The sequence below is a fragment of the Motilibacter deserti genome (assembly GCF_011250635.1).
GTDB lineage: Bacteria > Actinomycetota > Actinomycetes > Motilibacterales > Motilibacteraceae > Motilibacter_A > Motilibacter_A deserti.
Map to the genome: position 1 here is coordinate 1,023,172 of NZ_JAANNP010000001.1, position 23,088 is coordinate 1,046,259.

Below are 23,088 nucleotides of genomic sequence, written 5' to 3' on the forward strand. Positions count from 1 at the left end.
ACGGCGCCGACCGAGCGCGGGCGCTCCTGCACGCGGCAGGGTCAGCTGTCCGGGCTGCGCAGCACGCGCAGGTGGCCGCGGCGCCCCTGCGTCGGCGGGGCGGCGAACGTCCCCGTGCGCTGGTCCTGGTCGTGGGGCAGCGGGCGGGCGGCCTCGCGCACGGCGTCCGCGAGCGCCTCGATGTCGTCGCTCGTTGGCTCCGGGTCGGCCGCGCCGACGGCGAGCCGGACGACCTCCCAGCCGCGCGGAGCGGTCAGCCGCTCGGCGTGCTCGGCGCAGAGGTCGTAGCAGTGCGGCTCGGCGTAGGTCGCCAAGGGGCCGAGGACCGCGGTGGAGTCGGCGTAGACGTAGGTCAACGTCGCCACGGCAGGACGCCCGCAGGCAGTGCGGGTGCAACGGCGGGCGGGTCTCACAGCCGCTCACCTTAAAGCCCGGCACCGACGAACCCGCCGATCCGCGCCGCCTGCGACGTCGTGTCGCGCCCGGACGGCGCAACGCTGCAGGAACCCGGCGCCCCGCTCGCGCGTTCTGGCCCGTCCTGCGCGCCCTGCCCACGCCGGTCGGGGATACTGCCGGGCATGCTGAGCTCGCGCCGCCGTGACCGCCACGGGCGCGGGATCCGCGGCCCGCTCGGGCCGCCCTCCGTACCTCTCAGCCGGTCCCGCGCCGAGGTCTTTGACGGCCTCGTCCTCGACGCCGTCGAGCACCTCGAGCGGCGCTGGGAGGACCGGATGCGCGACATCGAGATCGGGGTGGAGAACGTCCCGCCGGTCGAGGCCCCGCCGGACAGCCCCGACCCCGTCCCGCTCGGGCGCGCGTTCCCGCGCGTGGGCGACCTGCCGCCGCGGATCGTGGTCTACCGCCGCCCGCTCGAGACGCGGGCGCTGGACCGGCGCGACCTGGCCGACCTCGTGCAGGACGTCGTCACCGAGCAGGTGGCCGAGCTGCTCGGCGTCGACCCCGCGACCCTCGACCCGGGCTACGGCGGCCCGGCCGAGGACGACTGACCCACCCCCACCCCCTCGCGCTGATCATGCGAAGTTGGCGAGTTGTCCCCAGGCACGCCGGCTGTGGACAACTCGCCACATGTGCATGATCAGCAAGTTGTGGGGTGGTGGGCCGCAGGCGGGTCGGCGCGGGCTAGTCGCGGCCGAGCGTCGGGTCGGCGTGCACCGCCGGGACCGGCACGGCGACCGGGGCCGGGCGCAGCGGCAGGGCGGTGAGCATCGGCCCGCGCTCCTCCGCCTCGCGCAAGGTGGCCCCGGCGGAGACCGCCCCCGAGCCGCCCTCCACCACGAGCAGCACGGAGTACGCCGCGGCGACGTCGGTGTCCAGCGGCACCAGGACCGAGCTGCCCGCCCCGACGAGGACCGTCCGCGCGGGCGGGGCCTCCTGGCCGGGCTGCGCGAGCGGCACGACGCGCACGGTCGCCCCGCCCTCCGCGGCGGTGAGCAGCAGCTCCGCGAGCCGGCCCTCCCCCACCGCGACGTAGGGCAGGGTCGCCGACTCGCCGCTGCGCAGGGGCTCGACGGCCGCGGTGTAGGCGAGCTCGCCGGGGGTCGTGCCCTCGCCCTGCGCGGTGCCCTGGCGCATGAGGACGCCGGCGGTGACCGGGACGTCGGACGACAGCTCCAGCGCGACCGCCTGCCGCCCCAGCAGGTCGCCCAGGTCGACCTCGGCCACCGAGCCGGCCGGCACGCTCACGGCGGCCAGCGAGTCCGGCTCGACCTCGCCGTCCACGCCGAGCGCGCGCACCGAGACGACGGCCCCGGCCGTGCCGGGCGCCAGGATCTGGAGCAGCCGGCTGCCGCTGCCCTGCAGGACGGCCGGGACCACGACGCGAGATGCCGGCGCGGCGGCAGCAGGCACCCAGTCGGTGCCGAGCGGCTGCAGGCCGTCGTACTGGTCGTCGCGCAGCGCGGCCGACACCCGCCCCTCGCGCGCCACCACGTGCACGCCGTAGCGGTCGGCGGGCGCCGCGGCGTCGAGCCGGAGGACCTGCTGGGAGCGCGGGCCGACCCCTACCGAGCGCAGCGTCGGCGCGTCGAGCGGGCCGTCCGGCCCCCACAGCTCCACGTCGACGACCGCCGCGGCCTCGTCGGGGTTGGTCAGGAACAGCGTCGCGCTGCGCCCCACCTCGGCCCCGCCGCCGACGAGCCAGGTCTCGGTGCCGGCTCGGTCGCACCCGCCGAGGGCGATACCGCGCCCGAGCCCGGTTCCCGTGCGCGAGAACTGCGCCGCGGCGAGGCCGGGGGCGACCGCTCCCGTGCCGCGGGTGAGGACCGGCCCGGTCTGCGGGACCACGGGGGCGACGACGGCCCGCCCCCGCGTACGCGACAGCTCGGCGCCGCCCGCCTGCTCCAGCCGCCCGCGGCCGGCGAGCCGGTCGACGGTGAGCTGGCCGCGGACGTCCTCGGCCCGCTCGGCCGGGGCGGCCGCCGCGATGACCGACGAGGTCACGCCGGTCGCCGAAGGGGCAGGGCAGGCGAGCGCGGCGGCGGCGACGGGCACCGAGCGCGCGCCCGCCGGTGACGAGGAGACGGGCTCGGGCTTGATCGCGCGGGCCGTGCCGACGCCCGCGGCGAGCACGAGCAGGACGGCGGCGAGCGCGAGCCCCGGCCCGGGCCGGCGTGAGGTGCGGGTCATGCGCGGACAGCCTCCGGGACGGCTTCCGCGGCGCCGGTCCGGCGGCGGGCGGACGGCAGCGTGAGCAGCAGCGCGACGGCGGCCAGCCCGATCCGGCCGGCGTCGCCGCGGCTGCGGGCGTCGTCCTCGTGGGTCACCGACAGCGCGCCGCCACCCGCGGGCAGCGCGAAGGCCTGCGCCCACGTGGCGCCGGCCGGGCCGGGAGCGGCCTGCAGCGCCTGCCCGTCGAGCGTGGCCCGCCAGCCGGCGTCCCGCGGCTCGGTCAGCACGAGCACCCGGCCCGGCTCGCCGGCGGGCAGCGTGGCCGTCGCACCGGCCCCGCGCGGGGTCGAAGGCAGCGGCTCGGCGCCGCGGCGGCCGACGAGGCGCAGCGGCGTGGCGGGCGCGGTGGCGACCTCGACCTCCCACAGGGCGTTGGGCTGCTGCTCGCCGGTCCGCCGCAGCCCCGGCACCGTGTCCAGCGCCCGCGCCAGCGCGGGGTCGACCGGCGCCTGCAGCAGGACGTAGCGGGCCCCGAAGGCGGGAAGCGCGGCGGCGGCCGTCCCGCCGCGGCCGGACGCGACGTCGGCGACCGCGGCCGACAGGGCGGCCTGCGCCTGCGCCGAGGCCGGTGTCTCGGCGTCCCCGAGCCGGGCGCCCGTGCCCCGGTCGAGCAGGTAGCTCACGGACGACAGGCCCCCGGAGAGCACCAGGGTGCGCGCCCGCTCCGGCCCGGCGGCCTCGGCTGCGACGAAGGCGGGCACCACGGAGGCCGTGCGCTCCACCGGCTTCGGCACGCCCACGGAGACCCAGCGCGCGGCGACGACGAGCGGGGCGAGCGCGGCGACGGCGGCGAGCACGACGGCCGTCGGCTGCCGCCAGCCGAAGCTGCGCTCGCGCAGCCGGATCGACGCCCCCTCCGCCCCCGCGGCCGCGGCCAGCACGAGCCCGGCGCCGGCGACGAGCGTGGCCGGGCCCGGCCAGCCCGCCACCGTCCCCGCCGGGCCGGAGCCCGTCGGCAGGGGCGTACGCGCGACCAGGACGCCGGCGGCCATGCCGGCCAGGGCGACGGCCCAGCCCGCGGCGACCAGGCCGGGGCGCGGGCTCCAGCGGGCCACGAGGACGGCTCCGAGGGCCGCCAGCAGGAGCGGCAGGGTGAACGCGAGCGGGTAGGACCCCGGGCCGCCCGGGTGCAGCAGCACCACCGCGAGCGGGTCGAGGCCCGGCACGCTCAGCCCGGGCGCGGTCAGCCCCGTCTCGGCCGCCAGCCGGCGCGGCTCGTCCACGAGCCGGGCGGCCTCCGGCGCGAGCAGCGCGGCGGGCAGCCCGAGCAGCACCAGGGCCCGGGCCGCGGTCGCCAGGGCGGGGCGTACGCCGTGGCGGGCGGCCGCCCCGACCCCGCCGACGGCGAGGACCGCGGCGAGCGGCCAGAGCACGGGGACGAACGCGCTGGCGACGGCGAGCAGGAGGCCGGCCGCCCAGCAGGCGCGCCAGGCGGTGCGCCCGCGGCCGAGGGCGGCCGCACCCGCCCGGGCGAGCAGCGGCAACAGGACGAGCGTGGCGGCGGTGCCGACCCGGCCCGTAGCGACGGCGCCGGGTGCCGCGGGCAGCAGCGCGTACGCCGCGACGGCCCAGCAGCGCACCGCGCGCGAGCTGACGACGGGGCGCAGCGCGACGTACGCCGTCAGGGCCGCGAGCGGCACGGCGCCGAGCAGCAGCACGTCGACGGCGAGCGGGGCGCGCCCGCCGAGCAGGCCGGCGAGCAGGCCGAGCGGGACGAGGTACGCCGGCGCCTGCGCGCCGCTGCCGACGCCCACCGCGTGCCACCCGGCTCCGGCGGCCGACAGCAGGTCGCTCGCGCCCTCCGGCGCGGGCAGCAGCGCCCCGCCGGCCAGGCTGCCGGAGCCCACCAGCCGGCGGGTGGCGAGCAGGGTCAGCAGGCCGAGGGCCAGCACGAGCAGCGTCGAGGGGCGCACCAGCAGCCGGTGCAGCAGCGACGGCCGGCCGACGGGCAGCTCCTCGACCGCCTCGGCCACGGGGCCGGTCTCGAGCGAGTCCGTGGGGTCGGGGGCGCCGGGGCTCGCCGGGCCCAGGGCCGCGGCGGCGGCGTCGCGCAGGTGTCGCAGGGCCGATCCGGGGCGGGCGAGGAAGGGGCGTACGGAACGGCTGCCCACGCGCCGGGTGCGGCGCCGCCGGGACCGCCCGCGCAGCAGCGCGCCGGGCGCGGCCAGGGCGGCCGGCAGCGCGAGCGCCTCCGCGGCGGCCCCGCGCGGGTCGCGCCCGAGCAGCAGCGTGCAGACCCGGAGCAGGGTGCCGGCCCCGAGGCGGAGCAGCAGCAGGGGCAGCGCCCAGCCCGCGCCGTTGAGCAGCAGCACCCGCAGCGCCGCCCGCCGGTCCGCCCGCGGCGCGGAGCCGCGTACGGCAGCGGGACGGCGCCACCCGCGTCGGGCGGCGGCGGCGTGGACGAGCACGGAGTCGGTGGCGCAGACCACGCGGTGGCCGGCGGCGCGGGCGCGCCAGCCGAAGTCGACGTCGTCGCGGAAGAGCGGCAGGGAGGGCTCGAGGCCGCCGAGCTCCTGCCACACGTCGGCGCGGACGAGCATTCCGGCGGTGTTGACCGCGAGCACGTCGCGCAAGCCGTCGCGCTGGCCCTGGTCGACCTCGGCGCGGTCCAGCCCGGTCTCGAGCCGGCCGCTGCCGGCGATCGTCACGCCCACCTCGAGCAGCCGGCGCGGGCTCCGCCAGTCCAGCAGCTTCGGGCCGAGAACGGGTGCGTCGGGGGCGGCCGCGGCGGCGGCCAGCAGCGCGCGCAGCGCGTCCGGGCGCGGGGCGGCGTCGTCGTGCAGGAGCCACACCCATCCGGGCGCGTCGTCCCCCGACACCGCCGGGCCGAGGGCCGCGAGCCCGGCGGCGACGGACGCACCGAAGCCGGAGGTACGCGGCGCGTCGACCACGCGGTCCAGCTCGCCGCGCGCCACGGCCGCGTCGAGCAGGGCACGGGTGCCGTCCGCGCTGCCGGCGTCGACGACGACGAGGCGGTCGGGCCGGAGCCGCAGGCGGCGCAGCGCGGCCAGCGTGGTCGGCAGCCAGGACTCGCCGTCGTGGCAGACCAGGACCGCTGTCACGGCGCCGGGCGCGAGCGGGGCGAGCGCGGGGTCGGCCGCGGGCTCGTCGTCGTCGGGAAGGAACGGCGTCAGCGTGACGGCCCCGGCCTGCCCCGCCGCGGGCGTGTCGAGGGCGGCGCGGCTTCCGGGACGGCCAGCGCCGGTCGGCTCGGCCTTCCCCGCCGGCCGCAGCCGGGCGACGGTCGCAGACGCGGAACGCACTCGCAGAGCCTGCCCCAGCGGGTGCGCCGTTCTGCGGAGGCTCGCCGGGCACGGCCGGGTGACCCGAGCCACGCCGCGGCGAGTGGTCCCCACCTGCGGCCGGGCCGCTAGGGCCGGCGCGCCCCGGGGGCCCAGCCGGCGTACCGCGCCACATCGTCGCGCTCGGGCATCGCCGGCTGGGCTCCGCGCCGCGTGGTCGCCAGGCCGGCGACCGCCACCGCCCAGTCGACCGCGGAGCGCAGCGCCTCCCCGCGCGCGAGCGCGTCGGCCAGGCCGGCGCAGAACGCGTCGCCCGCCCCGATCGCGTCATGGGCCTCGACGGGCGCCGCGGCGACGTGCTCGGCCGGGCCGTCCCGCGGCACGAGCAGCGCCCCGTCGGCCCCGAGGGTCACCACGACGTCGACCCCGGCCAGCAGCCGGGCCGCTCCCTCGGCATCGGCGAGCGAGCCCGGCGCGGGGCGCCCGGTCAGCAGGCCGAGCTCGGTGCGGTTCGGGACGAGGACGTCGACCGCCTCCAACAACCCGGCGTCGAGCGGGGCCGCCGGCGCCGGGTTGAGCACGACCCGCGCCCGGCCCGACGCCCGGGCCAGCTCGGCCGCCCGGAGCACGCACTCGAGGGGCACCTCGAGCTGGCAGAGCACGACGTCCGCGGCCGCGAGCACGGACGCGGCCGCGGTGACGTCCGCCGGTGTGAGCCGTGCGTTCGCCCCCGGGCTGACGACGATGAGGTTCTCCCCCTCCTCGTCGACGGCGATGAACGCGGCGCCGCTGGGAGCGCCGGCGGTCGTCCCGACGTGCTCGATGCCGACACCCTCGCTGGCCAGGGTCGCGAGCAGCGACCGCCCGGCCTCGTCGTCGCCCACCCGGGCGACCAGGGACACGTCGCACTCGAGACGGGCCGCGGCGACGGCCTGGTTCGCGCCCTTCCCGCCCGGGAAGCTCATGCGGTCGCCCCCGAGCACGGTCTGCCCGGGCGCGGGAAGCCGTTGCACCGGGACGATGACGTCCTCGTTGCAGCTCCCCACCACGACGACGCTGGGGTCTCTCACCAGGCCACTCCCGTCGACGGCGTCCGGGCGACGGACGGACCTTGGCACACGCCCGCGCCGGTGCGCACGTCCACGCGCGCACCGAAGCGCGAACGGACAGGGAGAACGCTCTTGCCCGCGCCACCTCGATCGGCGATCGTCAGAAGCGGCGATATCTGCCTCAGCAGCTTCAACGACGAAGTCCCTGCGTTGGAGGTCCGCATGTCGGCTCGTTGCGCCGTCTCCCGCCCGCCCACCCGCTCCGGCCGCCGGCTGCTGGCGCTCGCCGCGGCCGTGCCCCTCGTCCTCGTCGTCGACGCGGCGACGCTCCCGCCGCCGGCCGGGGCGGCTGCGTACACCGTCAACAGCCTGGGTGACGGCGGTGACGCGGTCCCGGGCAACGGCGTCTGCGAGACCGGCCCCGGCAACGGCGTCTGCACCCTGCGGGCGGCTCTCGACGAGGCGAACGCCGGCGCCGGCGCGGACGTCGTCACCGTGCCGGCCGGGACGATCGCCGTGGGCGACGTCCTCGAGATCGACGCGAGCGTCGAGGTGGTCGGCGCCGGCGCGACGACGGTCCTCGACGGCGGCGGCAGCGCCGGGGTCCTGCGCATCAGCGCGGGGGCCGTGACCGTCCGCGGCCTCGTCGTGGAGGACGGCGACGACAGCTCGGCGGGCGGCGGCGTGCGGGTCGGCGGCGGCACCGTCGAGCTGCGCGACATCGTGCTGCGGGACAACTCCGGCTTCACCGGTGGTGGCGGCCTCTACGTCGGGCCGGCCGCGACGGTGACCGTGCGCCGGGCCTCCATCGTCGACAACCACGCCACCGGCGCCTTCGGCGGCGGGCTGTGGAACCAGGGCTCGGCCTGGGTCTACGACACGTTGATCGCCGGCAACGACTCGAACCGCGCGGGCGGCGTGCGCAACGACGGCGACCTCAACCTGCGCAACGTGACGGTCAGCGGCAACACGGTCCACTCCCCCGACGCGGGCGTCGGGGGCATCTCGCAGAACGGGTTCGCCTTCCTCAACAACGTGACCGTGACCCTGAACACCGGTTCGGGCAACATCGCGGGCAGCTTCCGCGGCGGTGGCATCCAGACCAGCAGCGGCAGGACGACGGTGATGAAGAACAGCATCGTCTCCGGCAACAACGGCGCAGGCGGGCCCGCCGACTGCGACGGGGCGTTCACCGCGGACAGCCGCTACAACCTGCTCGGCGACACCACGGGGTGCACGCTGCCGGCGTCGACGGCCACGTGGAAGCTCGGCGCCAACCCTCAACTCGGCCCGCTGGCGAACAACGGCGGCCCGACGCGCACACACCTGCCGGCCGCTGCGAGCCCCGTCGTCAACGCGGGCGCGCCGGTGACGCCGGGCGGCCCGGCGGCCGACGCCTGCGAGGCGGCCGACCAGCGCGGGATCCCCCGCCTCATCTGCGACATGGGCGCGGTCGAGCGCGAGGTCGCGGTGCCCGGCACGTTGACCGTCAACACCACGGCCGACGCCGTCGACACCCTGCCCGGCAACGGCACGTGTGCCACGGGCGGCGGCCTCTGCTCACTGCGTGCCGCGGTGCAGGAGTCGAACGGCCTGCCGGGACGGCAGACGATCGAGGTGCCCACGGGGACGTACAACCTCACCATCCCCTCCGCGGGCGAGGGCGGCATCGACCCGGCCGCCGCCGGCGACCTCGACCTCACCGACGACGTCACGATCCTGGGCGCTGACCGGGCCGGGACGATCGTCGACGCCAACGACCACAGCCGGGTGTTCGAGGTCGCCCCGCTGCAGGACGCGGACATCAGCCACCTGACGGTCCGGGACGGCACGGACAGCAGCGGCGGCGGCATCAGCGTCGTGACCGCGGACCTCACTCTCGACGACGTAGCCGTGGCGGACAACGTGTCCACCGGCGCCGGGGGCGGCATCGGCACCAGCGGCATCGACGAGGTGCTCACGATCACGGGCTCGATCGTGCGCGACAACACGGCGAGCTTCGGCGACGGAGGCGGGATCGACGCGTCGGGAACCGTCCAGATCAGCGACAGCCTGGTGCACGACAACACCGCGAGCTTCGCCGGCGGCGGGATGCGGCTGACGGGCTCGTCGGTCGTACGCCGCGTCACGGTCCGCGACAACACGACCCTCGCCGGGCCGCTGTCCAACGGGGGCGGGATCAGCGCGAGCGGGGCCACGATCGAGGACTCGACCGTGTCCGGCAACGACAGCGGCGGCCACGGCGGGGGCGTCTTCGGCAGCGGCACGACGCTGCGCAACTCGACGGTCTCGGGGAACACGGCGGCCACCTCGGGCGGCGGCGTCTCGACGAGCGGCACACTCACCCTCGTCCACGCCACCGTCACGGCGAACACCGCAGTGGACAACGGTGAAGGAGCGTTCGCCTTCGGGTCCTCGGCGTCCATCTCGCTGCGCAACACCATCCTGTACGACCCCGGCGACGACGCCGAGTGCAGCGGGGTCGTCCCGGCTTCCGCGGGCGGCAACATCGCGCGCGACGGCTCCTGCGGGCTCACCGGAGCGGCGGACCAGCCCGCCACCAACCCGCAGCTCAACGCGCTCCTGGACAACGGCGGGCCCACGCGGACCCACCTGCCGTCGGTCGGGAGCCCCGCCGTGGACGCGGCCTCGTCGGCGGGCGTGGCCGCCGACCAGCGCGGGGTCGCGCGGCCGCAGGGCGCGTCGTTCGACATCGGCGCGGTCGAGGGCAGCGGCGCCCCGGCCCTGCCGCTAAGCGTCGCCGGGCAGACGGTCCCGGTCGGCCCGAACCGCCCGTTCGCCGCGGCCGTCGCGGTCGTGTCCGCTCCGGGCGTGCCGGTCTCGGCGCTCTCCGCGCTCATCGCCTGGGGCGACGGGACGACGAGCCCGGGCGCGGTGGCCGGCCCGGCCGGCGCCCCTGCGGTGTTCGGCTCGCACGCGTACGCCGCCCCCGGGTCCTACATGGTGACCGTGACCGTCACCGGGCCGACCGGCAGCGTCATGACGACGTCGACGGTGACGGTGACCTGAGTCCCCCGCGCGCGAAGGGGCGGTGCAGGGCGGGAGGCTCCGCCGCCCGGCCTGCGGACCACGAGCCGGCGGATGAGCCCGGGCCGGTGGTGGATACGTGGGGCGTGCGGATTGAGTACCTGCACCGGAGCACCGAGTAGGAGCGCGGGAACGGACGAGTAGCGCCTACCCATGCGCGCGGGCGTTGCGGCCCCGATGCTCGAAGGGCCGCTCCGACCGGGACGGCGACGTCCCCTGCCACACCTGCAGGGCCGAGCCGAAGGGCACCCCAATGCCGCGCAAGATCGAGCACACCAACGACTCCGTCCGCCGCGTCCTCTCCCTCGTCGGCGCAGGCGCCATGGCGGTGAGCGTCTTCGGCGGAGCCTCCGGCACCGCCGACGCCGCGACCGGGCTGCGGACGCTGGACTTCACCTACGGGAACCTCACGGTGTTCGAGGACGACGAGCCCTACAGCTGGTGGGACACCCGCGAGACCTTCAACTACGCCAACTGGCCGGACCTCCATCTCGCCCAGGGCGGCCCCGCCGCGACGCTCGTCGATCACCGTTGCGTGGGCGGGGAGGTGCGCAGCGAGCTGACGATGTCCGCGAGCCGGCCCACGTCGCTGCCGTCGGGCACGATCCGCGCGACCGTCACGCTGAAACTGTACGAAGGCACCAGCTGCAGCACGCAGGACCTCGAGGACCAGCGGACCGTCGTCGTCGACGTGGCCCCCGGACAGTCCCGCAATGTCTCCATCTCCCTGGAGAACGACGAGTGGGGCGGCGGGGACTGGGCCTACCTGGACCGGCTGACGTTCCAGAACGACGCCGGCTGACCCGCGCTCCCGCGGCCGGCACGACCGGTGCCGGCCGCGGAGGCCCGCTCCAACGACCCGCCACTCGGCATTCGCGGAATCTTGGGAGCTCGTTCACTCGCACGCGGGTTTCCCGTCGGGCGCAGGCTGCAGCGTCGGCACGTCCCAGACCCTGCCCCCGGAGACCTGATGACCAGTTCGGCCGACACCTCGTCCACGACCGGCCTCTCCCGCCGCTCGCTCCTGGGCGCCGCGCTGGCGGCCCCCGCCGTCGCGACGCTCCCCGCGATCGTCGCCCCCGGCACCGCGTCCGCGGACAGCGCGCCGTACGGCCGCATCGATGCCGAGAGCCCGCGCTTCACGCTGGCCGTGCTGCCCGACACGCAGTACCTCTTCGACTCCGACGCCTCCGATCCCACGCCGCTCGCCGAGACGTTCCACTACCTGCTCAAGCAGCGCAAGGACGACAACATCGTCTTCATGACCCACCTCGGTGACGTCACCGAGCACGGGACCCAGGACGAGATCAGCCTCGCCGCGCAGACGTTCGACGCCGGGCTGTCCAACCAGATGCCCTACAGCGTCCTCGGCGGCAACCACGACGTCTCCGGGGACGACCAGCGCGGCAGCACGCCGTACCTGCGGGCCTTCGGCCCCCAGCGCTTCGCGGGCATGCCGACCTTCCGCGGCGCCTCGCCCGACGGCTACAACAGCTACCACGTGGTCCGCGCGGGCAACCGCGACTGGCTGATCCTGGCGCTGGACTGGCGGCTCTCGGCCAAGGGCGTCGCGTGGGCGCAGGGCGTCATCGACGCCAACAAGAGCCTGCCGGTCATCCTCACCACGCACGACCTGGTGGGACCGACGACCGGCGGCCAGGCCGCGCTGTCGTCGAACGGGCAGTACCTCTGGGAGAACCTGATCCGCAAGAACGACCAGGTCTTCCTCACCCTCAACGGCCACTACTGGCCGCCCGCGCGCACGGTCCTCACGAACAACGCCGGGCACCCGGTCCACGCCCACATCACGAACTACCAGGACCGCTACTACGGCGGCGCCGGCATGATCCGGCTCTACCACTTCGACCTCGTGCGCAACGTGGTCGACGTCGAGACGATCGCCCCGTGGTTCCTCAACCGCGACCCGCAGAAGCGCACGCCGCTCGAGGCCGAGACGATCGAGCTCACCGGCGACGACGACCGCTTCAGCATCGAGATCGACTTCGCCGAGCGCTTCAGCGGCTTCGCCCCGGTGGTCGCGCCCGGGCCGCGCCCGGCGAGCGCGGTCATGCCGCGCGGCACCCTGGCGTACTGGCGCTTCGACGCAGCGGGCATGGCGGGCGCGGGCACCGCGGGCGCCACGGTCGCGGCGGGCGTCACTGTCAAGGACCTCACGGGCAACGGCAACGACCTCGTCAGCAAGTACATCGGCCAGGTGGGGACGCCCTTCGGCATCCCGGGCAGCATCGCGTCGCGGGTCGTCGAGATCACCGCGAGCGGTGAGAACCCGCCGAGCGAGACCTCGGTCAACCTCAACGACGTCAACGGCGGCAGCAAGTGGCTGGTCCGCGCGACCACCGGCTGGGTCCGCTACCGCCTCGACGCGGCCGTCCGGGTCGTCGGCTACGCCCTCACGAGCGGCAACGACGCCCCCGGCCGCGACCCGCGCGACTGGAGGCTGGAGGGCTCGAACGACGGCAGCGCCTGGACGACCGTCGACACCCAGTCCGGTCAGACGTTCTCCGGCCGCGGCCTGACGAAGCAGTATCAGGTGGCCACGCCCGGGGCGTACTCGTACTACCGGCTCAGCATCACCGCCAACAACGGCGACCCGCTGATCCAGCTGGCCGAGCTCCAGCTGTCGAACGACCCCAACGGCCCGGTCCCGCCCGGCTCGTCGGTCCTCAGCTGGTCCGACGACCACATGGAGGGCCAGCCCGCGCACGCCAGCCTGCGCTTCAACGGCGGGCAGGGGCCCAACCGGGGCGCGATCCTGGAGTCGGTGCAGAACGCGAAGATCAACAGCGAGAAGTTCCTGTCCGGCTTCACGATCGAGGCGTTCGTCAAGCTGCCCCAGCCGTTCGTGGGAAGCCACGCGTGGATGGGCATCCTGAGCTGGGAGGGCAACAACGGCCGCACCAGCGGCTACACGCCCAACGAGCCGCCGTGCAGCCTCAACCTCTCCGGCGAGCGGTTCCTGCAGTTCGTGCTCTACCCGGAGCTCGACGTGGCCAACAACCCGACGCACTGGAGCCACGCGCTCCCGACCGGCGAGTGGCAGCACGTCGCGATCGTGAACGACGGCAAGCGCTCGACCGTCTACGTCAACGGCTCGAAGATCGCCCGCAACCCCGCGGCGTCCGCCCGCGGCATTCACACCCTCGGCAAGCCGTTCGTCATCGGCGCGACCCAGTCGAACGAGACGTTCGGCCAGGGGTTCTACGGCTGGATCGGCGACGTGCGCGTCTGCACCCGCGCCCTTCAGCTCAAGGAGTTCCTCAAGCCGTACGACCGCTGACGACAGTGCTGGACAGGGCCGCTTCCGCACCGCGGGGCGGCCCTGTCCCCTCTCGCCCGGCTGCTGTGGTTCAGCGCGGCTTGACCCCTTCAGCGCCGAGCGTTCACGTGCGGTTCATCCGCCCGTCCCTTGCTGACCCGGGAACCGCAGCGTCGCGGGAGCACTGTTCAGGGGCAACGACCTCCGGCGGCCATACAAGGAGCAGTCCCCGACATGGGCCACAGCCACGGGCACGACCACCACCACGACCACGACCACGACCACGACCACGGGCACGGGTCCGCGCACCCGACGCCCGAGGCCGTCGACACATCGATCCCGGACTCCGAGCTCAGCCCGCGGGACCTGTCCCGCCGCACGCTGCTCCGCAACGCCGGGCTGCTCGGCGCGGGCGCCGGCGCGATGAGCGTCTTCGGCACGGGCGTCGGCACCGCCGCCGCGGCCTCCGGGGGCAAGGCCAAGGCCGTCGAGGACGACGAGCTGACGTACGTCGCCGGCGACCACCACATCCACACCCAGTTCAGCTCCGACGGCATGTACCGCGTCGAGGACCAGGCCCGTCGCGCCGCCGAGTACGGCCTGGACTGGATGGTGGTCACCGACCACGGCAGCGCCGCCCACGCGAAGATCGGCGTGGAGAAGGTCAACCCGGAGATCGTCGCCTCCCGCGAGGCCAACCCGCGCACGCTCGTCTTCCAGGGCCTGGAGTGGAACATCCCGGCCGCCGAGCACGGCACGGTCTTCGTGGCCCCCGGCCCCAACGAGGTCGCGGTGCTCAAGGAGTTCGAGAACACGTTCGACGGCTCCGTCACCGGGACGTCGAGCGGCGTCCCGGGGGCGCCCACCACGCCCGCCCGCGAGGCGCTCGCCATCACGGGTATCCAGTGGATGGCCCAGCAGAAGCAGGCCGGCCGCGTGCAGGACGCGATCATGTTCGCGAACCACCCCGCCCGCCTCGGCATCGACAGCCCGCACGAGATCCGCGGCTGGCGCGACGCCGCCCCCGGCATCTTCACCGGCTTCGAGGGCGCTCCCGGGCACCAGGCCGCCCAGCTCGAGGGTGGGGCCCGTGGCGCGTACGGCAACTCCCCTGGCGCTGCGAGCTTCCCCGCCTACCCGCTGGCGTCCTACCGCACCCACGGCGGCTTCGACTGGATGACCGCCACCGTCGGCGGTCTGTGGGACTCGCTGCTGGCCGAAGGGCGCCCGTGGTGGATCACGGCCAACTCCGACAGCCACTCGAACTACGGTGACCGGTTGGTGCGGGGCGCGTTCGGCCCCGGCGAGGACTTCAACACGCTGGGCCAGTACAACGACCCGATCGACTCGGGGGTGCCGCAGCTCGACCGCTCGGACTTCTGGCCGGGGCAGTACAGCCGTACCCACGTCGGCGTCAGCAGGTTCGGCTACCTCGACGTCATGTCCGGCCTGCGTGCGGGCCGCATCTGGGTGGACCACGGCCAGCTGATCGACGGCATCGACGTGCGGCTGCGGCTGCGCGGCAGCGAGCAGCGCACCGCCACGCTCGGCGGCGTGCTCACGGTGCCCCGGGGCTCGCGGGTCGACCTCGAGGTCACGATCGACCTGGCCAGCCGGCCGAACCTTGCCGGCGAGATGCCGCGGCTGCGCCGCGTCGACGCGATCGCGGGCGCCGTGACGGGCCTGTCGACGGACAAGGACAGCTTCCGCGCGCCGCAGACGACGGTCGTGGAGTCCTTCGAGGTCAGCCAGGCCTCCGGACGCGTCGAGCTGTCCATGCGCTTCCGCCCGGTCGAGGAGGCCTTCTACGTCCGGCTGCGCGGCACCGACGCCAACCGGACCGGGGTGGGCTTCTACGGCGCGTCCGTCGACCCCGAAGGCCCGGCCATGGACATCCCGGGCCAGGGGAGCCCGTGGGAGGACCTGTGGTTCTACACGAACCCGATCTGGGTGAACGTCACGCCGTGATCGACACCGCCGTTCCCGCCGTCCCGCTGGCCGCCGCGCCAGCGGGACGGCGGGTCGTCGGCGCGACCCGGTTGGACGCCGACGCCCATGACGCCGAGCACCTGCTCGCAGACCTGGTCAGGGTCGTGGCGGCGAACGACCCGAGCGTCGTCGCCTGCACGCACCTGGTCAGCTCGCCCTGGCGGCACGTGGCCGTCTCCGTCTCGTTCGCGGCGGCCGGCCCTGCCGGACCGGAGCTGGTCGCCGGCCTGGCGGCCGCACTGGGCGAGGACGTGGCCCTGGCGGCGATCGGCCCCGGCCCGGTCACCCTGCACCGCGGGCCGGACCAGGGCCGGCGGGGCGCGCGGGAAGCGGCGGTCGAGCACGCCACCCGCAGCGAGGGCAAGGTCGTCGTCTTCCCGGGGCAGCAGGCGCTGGTCGGGGAGCTACCGCTCGCCGAGGTGCTCACCGCGTCCGCGGTGGAGCAGATCGAATGCCTGTCCGGCGCGTACGAGCCCGACAGCACGCTGCGCGTCGTCGGAGGCTTCGTGCGGCCGCGGCTGCGTGCGGGGGCGATGGTGCTGCACTGCAGCTCCCCCGGCCCGCGCGAGCTGGTTCCGTGGGAGATGGAGAACCCGCCGCAGTGCGGGGGTCACTGACTACTCGTCGCGCACGGGCCGCGCGCCGGCCGCGCCGTGCTCCGTCGCGTCTCGGGTCGTCGCGTGGTGGGTCGTCGCGTCGTGCGTCACGGGGAAGGCGCCGGGCGCATCGGGCCGGTCGGCGAACAGGTAGACCAGCGTCCGCGTACGCCCCGGCTGCGGTGCGCGCTCGGCTCGGGTGACGTCGCGGACCGGCACCACCACCTCCATCGACGTGTCCGAGCCGGACACGTGGGCCCGCTCGGGAACCTGGGGGCCGGTGGGGAACTGGCTGGCCGTCATCCGCCCACCTCTCGATCGCTGGTCCGACCTTTGTGACAGCGCGCGCGGCGGGCCCGGCATTCCGCCCGGCCCGCCGGTCGCTGTCCCAAGAGGTCAGCGCAGGACGAGCTCCTCGTCGCGCGGGTCGTCCTTCTCGAGGGCCTCCCGTGCGTCGTGCCGCTCGAGGCTCGCGCCCTCGATGTCGACGTTCGGCAGCAGCCGGTCGAGCCAGCGCGGCAGCCACCAGGCGCGGGTGCCGAGCAGCGCCATGACCGCGGGGACGATCGTCATGCGCACGACGAAGGCGTCCACCGCGACACCGAAGGCCAGCGCGAAGCCGATGCTCTTGATCGTCGCGTCGTGGCCGAAGACGAAGCCGGCGAAGACCGAAGCCATGATCAGTGCTGCCGCTGTCACGACGCGGGCGCCGTGGCGGAAGCCGCCGATCACCGACTCGTCGGGCGACGCGCCGTGCACGTGGTCCTCGCGCATCCGGCTCACGAGGAAGACCTCGTAGTCCATCGCGAGCCCGAACAGCAGGCCGATGAGCAGGATCGGCAGGAAGCTCAGGATCGGGCCCGTCTGCTGCACGCCGATGAGGTCGGCGAGCCAGCCCCACTGGAAGACCGCGACCAGCGCGCCGAACGTCGACGCCAGGCTGAGCAGGAAGCCGAGCGTCGCCTTCAGCGGCACGAGGACCGAGCGGAACGCGATGGCGAGCAGCAGCAGGGCGAGGCCCACGACGACGGCGAGGAAGACGGGCAGCGCCCCCAGCAGCTTGGCGGACACGTCGATGCCGACGGCGGTGTTGCCGGTGACGTACAGCTCGGCGCCCGTCGCCTGCTCGAGCGCCGGGCGCTCGTCGCGGATGGCCTCGACCAGGTCGTTGGTCGACGCCTCCGACGGGCCGCCCTGCGGCACCACCGTGACGATCGCGGTCGTGCCGTCCTCGTTGAAGACCCCGTCGGTGACGGTGACGACGCCGGGCAGGCCCTTCAAGGTCTGCACGGTCTGCGCGGCGGCGCCCTGCGGGTCGTCCGCGGACGTCGCGTCGACGACGACGGTCAGCGGCCCGTTGAAGCCGGGGCCGAAGCCCTCCGAGAGCAGGTCGTAGGCCTTGCGCTGCGTGGTCTCGGCGGCGAGGCCGCCCTCGTCGCCCATTCCGAGCCGCAGGTCGAGCGCGGGCACCGCGACGACGCCGAGGCCGATGACCGAGGCGAGCAACACCGGAAGTGGTCGTCGGGTGATGCCGCGTGCCCAGCGGGTGCCGAAGCCCTCGTTCGCGGTCAGCCGCGCCTGCCGGCCGCGCAGGCCGGGCACCGGCCAGCGGTTGAACCGCGTCCCGGCGGCACCGAGCAGCGCGGGGACGAGCGTCAGCGCGACGAGCACGGCGACGCCGACCATCGCGGCGGCGACGAGGCCCATCGTGGTGAGGAACGGGATCCCGACCACCGCGAGCCCGGCGAGCGCGATCATGACCGTCGCACCCGCGAAGACGACCGCGCTGCCGGCCGTGCCGACGGCGCGCCCCGCGGACTCCTCCGGGGACATCCCGTCGGCCAGCTGCTGCTTGTGCCGGACCGCGATGAAGAGCGCGTAGTCGATGCCCACCGCGAGCCCGATCATCAGGCCCAGCGTGGGCGCGGTGCTCGTGAGGTCGACGACCGCCGACAGGGCGAAGACGCCGGCGCTCCCGACGGCGACGCCGATCAGCGCGGTCAGCAGCGGAAGGCCGGCCGCCAGCATCGAGCCGAAGGTGACCGCCAGCACCACCAGCGCGACGAGCACGCCGATCGCCTCGGTGGCACCCTGCTCCGGCACGGCCTGCGTGGCCTCGCCGCCGAACTCCACCTGCAGGCCCGCGTCCCGGGCCGGCTCGGCAGCCGCCAGCAGCTGCTCGCGCGCCGCGTCAGTGATCGCGTCGGCCTGCACGCCGTACGTCACCGTCGCGTACGCGACGCGGCCGTCCCGCGAAACCGCGGAGGCGGCGTACGGGTCGCTCACCGCCACGATCTGGTCGGCCTGCGCGGCCTTGGCGAGGACCGACTCGACCTGCCCCTTGGCCTCGGGGTCGGTGACCTGCTCTCCCGCGGGCGCCGCGACGACGATGCGCGCGGTCGCCCCGCCGGCGCCGCCCGTGGGGAAGCGCTCCTGCAGCAGCTCGGTCGCGGTGACCGACTCCACTCCGGGGATGGTGAGCTGGGCGTCGGCGCTGCGCGAGAACGCGCCGGCGAGCCCGCCGAGGACGACGAGCAGCAGCAGCCAGGCGCCCACGAAGGACTTCTTTCGCCGGAACGCGAGGCGCCCCAGCCGATACAGATGCCGTGCCATGTACGTCTCTCCCGAGCTCGATGCAGCTCGGCCGCCCGCGCGACGGACGGGCCGAGTCCAACGTCGTCCAGCATGCGGAGAACGGCGGCGCGAGGCGTCGTCCGCGAGCAGGCAATCGCGCGTACTACGCCTGCAGTACGTCGCAGCGCGGGCTACGCCTGAGGTATGGCGTCGCCGGCGCGGACGAGCCCGGACTGGTACGCCATCACGACCAGCTGCGCCCGGTCGCGCGCGCCGAGCTTGGTCATGGCCCGGTTGACGTGCGTCTTCGCCGTGAGCGGCGAGACCGTGAGCCGGGCGGCGATGTCGTCGTTGCTCAGCCCTAGGGCGACGAGCACGACGACCTCGCGCTCGCGCTCGGTGAGCGACGTCAGCTCCGGGGACACGACCTGCGGGGCGGCCTCTTGCGGCTGCGCGAGGAACCGCGCGATGAGGCTCGCGGTCGCGCGCGGCGACAGCAGCGCCTCGCCGGCCGCGACGACGCGCACGGCGTCGAGCAGGTCGACGGGCTCGACGCCCTTGCCGAGGAAGCCGCTCGCCCCCTTGCGCAGGGCCGCGAGGACGTAGTCGTCGGCCTCGAACGTCGTCAGCACGATCACGCGGACGCCGGGAAGCTCCGGGTCGGTCGTGATCTGCTCGCACGCCGTCAGCCCGTCCGTGCCGGGCATGCGGATGTCCATGAGGATCACGTCCGGGCGGAGCCGGCGGGCCTGCTCGACCGCTTCGGCACCGTCTCCGGCCTGGGCGACGACCTGCATGTCCGGGGCGCTGCCGATGAGGGCGGCGAAGCCGGCGCGGATGAGCGCCTGGTCGTCGGCGAGGCCGACGCGGATCGTCACCGCGGCGCCCCTGCCGTCCCCGTCACGGCCCTCGGCGCGAGCGGGAGCTCGGCGCGGACGACGAAGTGGCCGCCCTGCACGCCGGCGTCGAGCGTCCCGCCGACGGCCTCCACGCGCTCGCGCATCCCCACCAGCCCGTGACCGGTCCCGTCGCCGCTCGCACCCCTGCCCCACACCGGGTTGCTCACCATGAGCACGAGCACCTCGGGCAGATAACTGATCTCGAATTCAGCACTTCCGGTGCCGTGCTTGGCGGCGTTCGTGAGCGACTCCTGGGCGAGGCGGTACGCCGTCAGGTCCAGCAGCGCCGGCAGCGCGACCGGCTGGCCGACGACCTCCCAGTGCACGCGCAGCCCGGCCCTCCCCATCGACTCGACGAGCTCGCCGACCCGCTCGAAGCCCGGGGCGGGTGTGACCGGCGCGCCGTCCTCGTTCGTCCGCAGCACGCCGAGCAGGGCGCCCATCTCCTCGAGCACCTGCCGGCTCGCCCCACGTACGTGGCCGACCGCCTCGCGCGCCTGGGCCGGGTCGGTGTCGAGCAGGTGCAGTGCGACACCCGACTGCACGTTGACGACCGAGACGTGGTGCGCGACGACGTCGTGCAGCTCGCGCGCGATGCGCAGCCGCTCCTCCGCGACCCTGCGCTGGGCCTCCTGCTCGCGGGACTGCTCGGCGCGCAGCGCGCGCTCCTCCGCGGCCGCGAGGACCGCGCGGTGGCTCTGCACGGCCAGCCCCACCGCGGTGGCGAGCGCGCTCCACGTGACCGCGCCGTACGTCTCCCCCTGCTCCCAGTTGTCCAGGTCGGCGAGGAGCAGCGCGGCGATGGAGACCGCGGCCGTGACGGACGCGAGCTCGAAGGCGCGTCGGCGCGGCGTGCGGACGACGAGCGAGCCGAGGGCGACGACGGTCGGGAGGTTGGCGGTGGTGGGGCTGCCCGCGTGCCAGACGCCCAGGCCGCCGCAGACGACCGTGGCGGCCCAGACCGGGAACGGGTAGCGGCGGCGCAGCACGAGCGCGGCGCAGCCCAGGATCACGAAGGCCTGGGTGCCGGCGTCCGGCGGCGCGATGTGCCCGGGCTTGTCGTCGGGGACGAGGTAGGCGAGGACCAGGACCTGCAGCGCGAGCAGGGCGTCGGCCGCGAGCGGGTGCACGCGCAGCCACGCCTTGACCGTGGCGAGGAGGCGCATGGGCCTCACGATAGGTCCGGCGCCGCGTCCCACGTCGCGAGACAGCGTTGCCTCGACGATGGGACGATCCGCTGCCCCGCTGCTAGCGTCCGCGATCATGACCCGCCACGTCCTGCCGCTCGCCCCGTTCGACCCGCTGGAGGGCACCCTCGTCCGCGGGCCCGAGCGCGACGAGCCGGGCTACTGGGCGGGGTGCCCCGGTGTGCTGCACGAGGACGGCCGGTTCTGGCTGACCTATCGAGAGCGCCGGCCCCGCGGCGCCGCCCCCGAGCGGGGCTGGCGGTGCGCCGTCGCGGCCAGCTCCGACGGCGTGCGCTTCACCGACGTCTGGTCGGTGCACAAGGACGAGCTGGGCACGTCCTCGATGGAGCGCTTCTGCCTGACCCGCCGCCCGGGCGGCGGCTACGTGCTCTACGTCAGCTACGTCGACCCGGCCGACAACCGCTGGCGCATCGACGCGGTGGAGGCCGACGACCCCGCCGGCTTCGACGTGAGCACCCGGCGCGGCGTCCTGACCGCCGCGACGACCGGCACCGAAGGGGTCAAGGACCCGTACGTCGTGCAGGCGGGGCCGGTGACGTACCTGTTCGCCAGCTACGCGGCCGCCCGCGCCGAGCTTCCCGCCGACGCGCACGGGACCGCCGACATCTACAACGTCGGGGCGACGACCCACCCGACCGGGCTCGCGACGAGCACCGACGGCACCCGCTTTCGCTGGCAGGGCGAGGTGCTCGGCGTGGGGACCGGCTGGGACCGCTACCAGGCTCGACTGGGCACGGTCGTGCCCGTGGACGGCGGGTTCGTCGGGTTCTACGACGGGTCGGCGTCCCACAAGGAGAACTACGAGGAGCGCTGCGGCGTCGCCGTCTCCGGCTGCTTGACCGACTGGCGCCGGCTCGACGAGGCCGGCCCCTGGGTCGTCGCGCCCGGGGGCACGGGCTCGGTGCGCTACCTCGACGCACTGGTCCTCGACGGGCAGTGGTGGCTCTACTACGAGCTGAGCCGCCCGGACGGCGCGCACGAGCTGCGGGTGCGGCAGGTCCCCGCGGCCTGATCTGCGGGCCGCGCGGGCCCCGACGCGAGGACTACCGCAGCGCCTCGGCGGTGATGGACAGGGACCGCAGCCGGCCCTCGGTCGTCGGCGCCTGGTGGACGGTGATGAGCTCGTCGGCATCGGCGTGCTTCACGAACCCGTCGAGGTAGTCCGCGACCTCGAGCCCGGTGCCGACCGCGGCGTAGGTGAACATCGAGTCCACGTGCTGGCCGGCGCCGGACCGCAGCAGCTGGTCGGCCTCCTCGTCGGTGAGGGTGCGGCCGCGGCCGAACAGGCCCACCGCCATCGTCCGCCGCACCGCCTCGAGGTTGTCCCTCGCCTGCTCCATGCTGTCGGCCGCGATGACGTTGACCCCGGCGATCACGTAGGGCGCCTCGAGCTGAGCCGACGGCTTGAACTGCCGGCGGTAGGTGGCGACCGCTGCCTCCAGCGCCTGCGGGGCGAAGTGGCTGGCGAAGGCGTACGGCAGCCCGAGCGCCGCGGCCAGCTGCGCGCCGAACAGCGACGAGCCGAGGACGTACAGCGGGACGTTCGAGCCCTTGCCGGGGACGGCGTCGACCCCCGGGACGCGGGACTGCCCGGCCAGGTAGGCCTGCAGCTCCAGCACGTCCTGCGGGAACGAGTCGGCCGAGCCGGGGTCGCGGCGCAGGGCGTACATCGTGTTCTGGTCCGAGCCGGGGGCGCGTCCGAGCCCGAGGTCGATGCGGCCCGGGTACATCGCCTCGAGCGTGCCGAACTGCTCGGCGATGACCAGCGGGGAGTGGTTCGGCAGCATGACGCCGCCGGCGCCGAGCCGGATGGAGGTCGTCTGCGCCCCGACGTGCGCGATCAGCACGCTCGTCGCCGACGACGCGATGGTCGGCATGTTGTGGTGCTCGGCGTACCAGACGCGCAGGTAGCCGAGCTGCTCCGCGCGCTGCGCCAGCGCGACGCTGGCGGCGAAGCTGCTGCCGGCGGTCTGCCCCGCGGGGATCGGGGCGAGGTCGAGGACGGACAGCGGGATGCGCATGGGGGAGCCTTTCGGGTCGGTCGCCCCTGGGCAACGTCCGGCAGGGCCGCCTGGCTTCCCGTCCGCGACCAACCGGCCCTGCGCCCAGGGCCCCGGCTCAGACCGCCTGGCGGCGCAGCTTGCGGCGCTCGCGCTCGGAGAGACCGCCCCAGATGCCGAAGCGCTCGTCGTGGGCCAGCGCGTAGTCCAGGCACTCGGACCGGACCTCGCAGCTCAGGCAGACCTTCTTGGCCTCCCGGGTGCTTCCGCCCTTCTCCGGGAAGAACGCCTCGGGGTCGGTCTGCGCGCAGAGCGCCCGCTCCTGCCAGCGCAGCTCCTCGTCCTGCTCGTCCGCCGTGAGCTCCACCAGCGCCAGCGGGTCGGCCGCCGAAAGCGTGACGTCCGCGACCTCCCGGAGCTCCGGGCGCGCGGCCGGGCCTGCGTCGACCAGGGCGTCGCCGACGGTGTCGGCCAGGGGGTCGGGGCCGGCGTCGACAGCCGCCGGAGCACCCCACGAC

General features: G+C 75.4%; 17 protein-coding genes. 7 read left to right on the plus strand and 10 right to left on the minus strand.

The annotated features are described in order from the left end of the window. Window positions 1-41: 41 nt before the first annotated feature. The gene (locus G9H71_RS04785; protein ID WP_166278555.1) at window positions 42-413 is read right to left on the minus strand and encodes a DUF3499 domain-containing protein; all 372 of its coding nucleotides are present in this window, start codon (window positions 411-413) and stop codon (window positions 42-44) included. A 165-nt stretch (window positions 414-578) separates the two neighbouring features. Here G9H71_RS04785 and G9H71_RS04790 point away from each other — a divergent pair, with 165 nt between their 5' ends. Continuing rightward, window positions 579-1,007 carry a metallopeptidase family protein gene (locus G9H71_RS04790; RefSeq protein WP_166278558.1) on the plus strand — a complete coding sequence of 143 codons (429 nt, stop codon included), beginning with the start codon at window positions 579-581 and terminating at the stop codon, window positions 1,005-1,007. A 133-nt stretch (window positions 1,008-1,140) separates the two neighbouring features. Here the strand turns inward: G9H71_RS04790 and G9H71_RS04795 are convergent, their stop codons facing one another. The 3 genes from G9H71_RS04795 to rbsK form a co-directional block, all read right to left on the minus strand. Next, the gene (locus G9H71_RS04795) at window positions 1,141-2,646 is read right to left on the minus strand and encodes a DUF5719 family protein (RefSeq protein WP_166278561.1); all 1,506 of its coding nucleotides are present in this window, start codon (window positions 2,644-2,646) and stop codon (window positions 1,141-1,143) included. Continuing rightward, window positions 2,643-5,951, minus strand: coding sequence for a glycosyltransferase (locus tag G9H71_RS04800; RefSeq protein ID WP_166278564.1), 3,309 nt, complete (start codon window positions 5,949-5,951; stop codon window positions 2,643-2,645). The genes G9H71_RS04795 and G9H71_RS04800 overlap by 4 nt, the downstream gene beginning before the upstream one ends. A gap of 107 nt (window positions 5,952-6,058) precedes the next feature. Next, window positions 6,059-7,000 carry a ribokinase gene (gene rbsK / locus G9H71_RS04805; protein WP_166278567.1) on the minus strand — a complete coding sequence of 314 codons (942 nt, stop codon included), beginning with the start codon at window positions 6,998-7,000 and terminating at the stop codon, window positions 6,059-6,061. Window positions 7,001-7,201: 201 nt separating this feature from the next. Here rbsK and G9H71_RS04810 point away from each other — a divergent pair, with 201 nt between their 5' ends. The 5 genes from G9H71_RS04810 (at window position 7,202) to G9H71_RS04830 (ending at window position 15,910) form a co-directional block, all read left to right on the plus strand. After that, window positions 7,202-10,009, plus strand: a complete 2,808-nt coding sequence (locus G9H71_RS04810) for a choice-of-anchor Q domain-containing protein (protein ID WP_166278570.1) — start codon at window positions 7,202-7,204, stop codon at window positions 10,007-10,009. Window positions 10,010-10,280: 271 nt separating this feature from the next. Next, the gene (locus tag G9H71_RS04815) at window positions 10,281-10,829 is read left to right on the plus strand and encodes a hypothetical protein (RefSeq protein ID WP_166278573.1); all 549 of its coding nucleotides are present in this window, start codon (window positions 10,281-10,283) and stop codon (window positions 10,827-10,829) included. Between the two features lie 168 nt (window positions 10,830-10,997). Further along, window positions 10,998-13,325: a LamG-like jellyroll fold domain-containing protein gene (locus G9H71_RS04820; RefSeq protein ID WP_166278576.1), complete on the plus strand. Its 2,328-nt coding sequence runs from the start codon at window positions 10,998-11,000 to the stop codon at window positions 13,323-13,325. A 213-nt stretch (window positions 13,326-13,538) separates the two neighbouring features. After that, window positions 13,539-15,272: a PHP domain-containing protein gene (locus G9H71_RS04825; protein ID WP_166278579.1), complete on the plus strand. Its 1,734-nt coding sequence runs from the start codon at window positions 13,539-13,541 to the stop codon at window positions 15,270-15,272. After that, window positions 15,269-15,910, plus strand: a complete 642-nt coding sequence (locus G9H71_RS04830; RefSeq protein WP_166278582.1) for a hypothetical protein — start codon at window positions 15,269-15,271, stop codon at window positions 15,908-15,910. The genes G9H71_RS04825 and G9H71_RS04830 overlap by 4 nt, the downstream gene beginning before the upstream one ends. Here G9H71_RS04830 and G9H71_RS04835 read toward each other — a convergent pair whose 3' ends face one another. The 4 genes from G9H71_RS04835 to G9H71_RS04850 form a co-directional block, all read right to left on the minus strand. Next, window positions 15,911-16,192 (minus strand): hypothetical protein, encoded by a 282-nt coding sequence (locus G9H71_RS04835; RefSeq protein WP_166278585.1) that lies wholly within the window; start codon window positions 16,190-16,192, stop codon window positions 15,911-15,913. Window positions 16,193-16,285: 93 nt separating this feature from the next. Further along, on the minus strand, window positions 16,286-18,502 hold the full coding sequence (locus G9H71_RS04840) for an MMPL family transporter (RefSeq protein WP_166278588.1): 2,217 nt from the start codon (window positions 18,500-18,502) through the stop codon (window positions 16,286-16,288). Between the two features lie 152 nt (window positions 18,503-18,654). Beyond that, window positions 18,655-19,341, minus strand: a complete 687-nt coding sequence (locus tag G9H71_RS24920; RefSeq protein ID WP_166278591.1) for a response regulator — start codon at window positions 19,339-19,341, stop codon at window positions 18,655-18,657. After that, a complete protein-coding gene (locus G9H71_RS04850; protein WP_166278594.1) occupies window positions 19,338-20,528 on the minus strand; it encodes a sensor histidine kinase in 1,191 nt (396 codons plus the stop codon). The genes G9H71_RS24920 and G9H71_RS04850 overlap by 4 nt, the downstream gene beginning before the upstream one ends. Window positions 20,529-20,625: 97 nt before the next feature. On the opposite strand from G9H71_RS04850, the gene G9H71_RS04855 reads away from it, so the two are divergent. Continuing rightward, on the plus strand, window positions 20,626-21,582 hold the full coding sequence (locus tag G9H71_RS04855) for a hypothetical protein (protein ID WP_166278597.1): 957 nt from the start codon (window positions 20,626-20,628) through the stop codon (window positions 21,580-21,582). A 31-nt stretch (window positions 21,583-21,613) separates the two neighbouring features. Here the strand turns inward: G9H71_RS04855 and G9H71_RS04860 are convergent, their stop codons facing one another. Together G9H71_RS04860 and G9H71_RS24925 are read right to left on the minus strand one after the other, a co-directional pair. Next, window positions 21,614-22,591, minus strand: a complete 978-nt coding sequence (locus G9H71_RS04860) for an LLM class flavin-dependent oxidoreductase (protein ID WP_166278600.1) — start codon at window positions 22,589-22,591, stop codon at window positions 21,614-21,616. Between the two features lie 97 nt (window positions 22,592-22,688). After that, the gene (locus G9H71_RS24925) at window positions 22,689-22,946 is read right to left on the minus strand and encodes a WhiB family transcriptional regulator (protein ID WP_166279137.1); all 258 of its coding nucleotides are present in this window, start codon (window positions 22,944-22,946) and stop codon (window positions 22,689-22,691) included. Window positions 22,947-23,088: the final 142 nt, after the last annotated feature.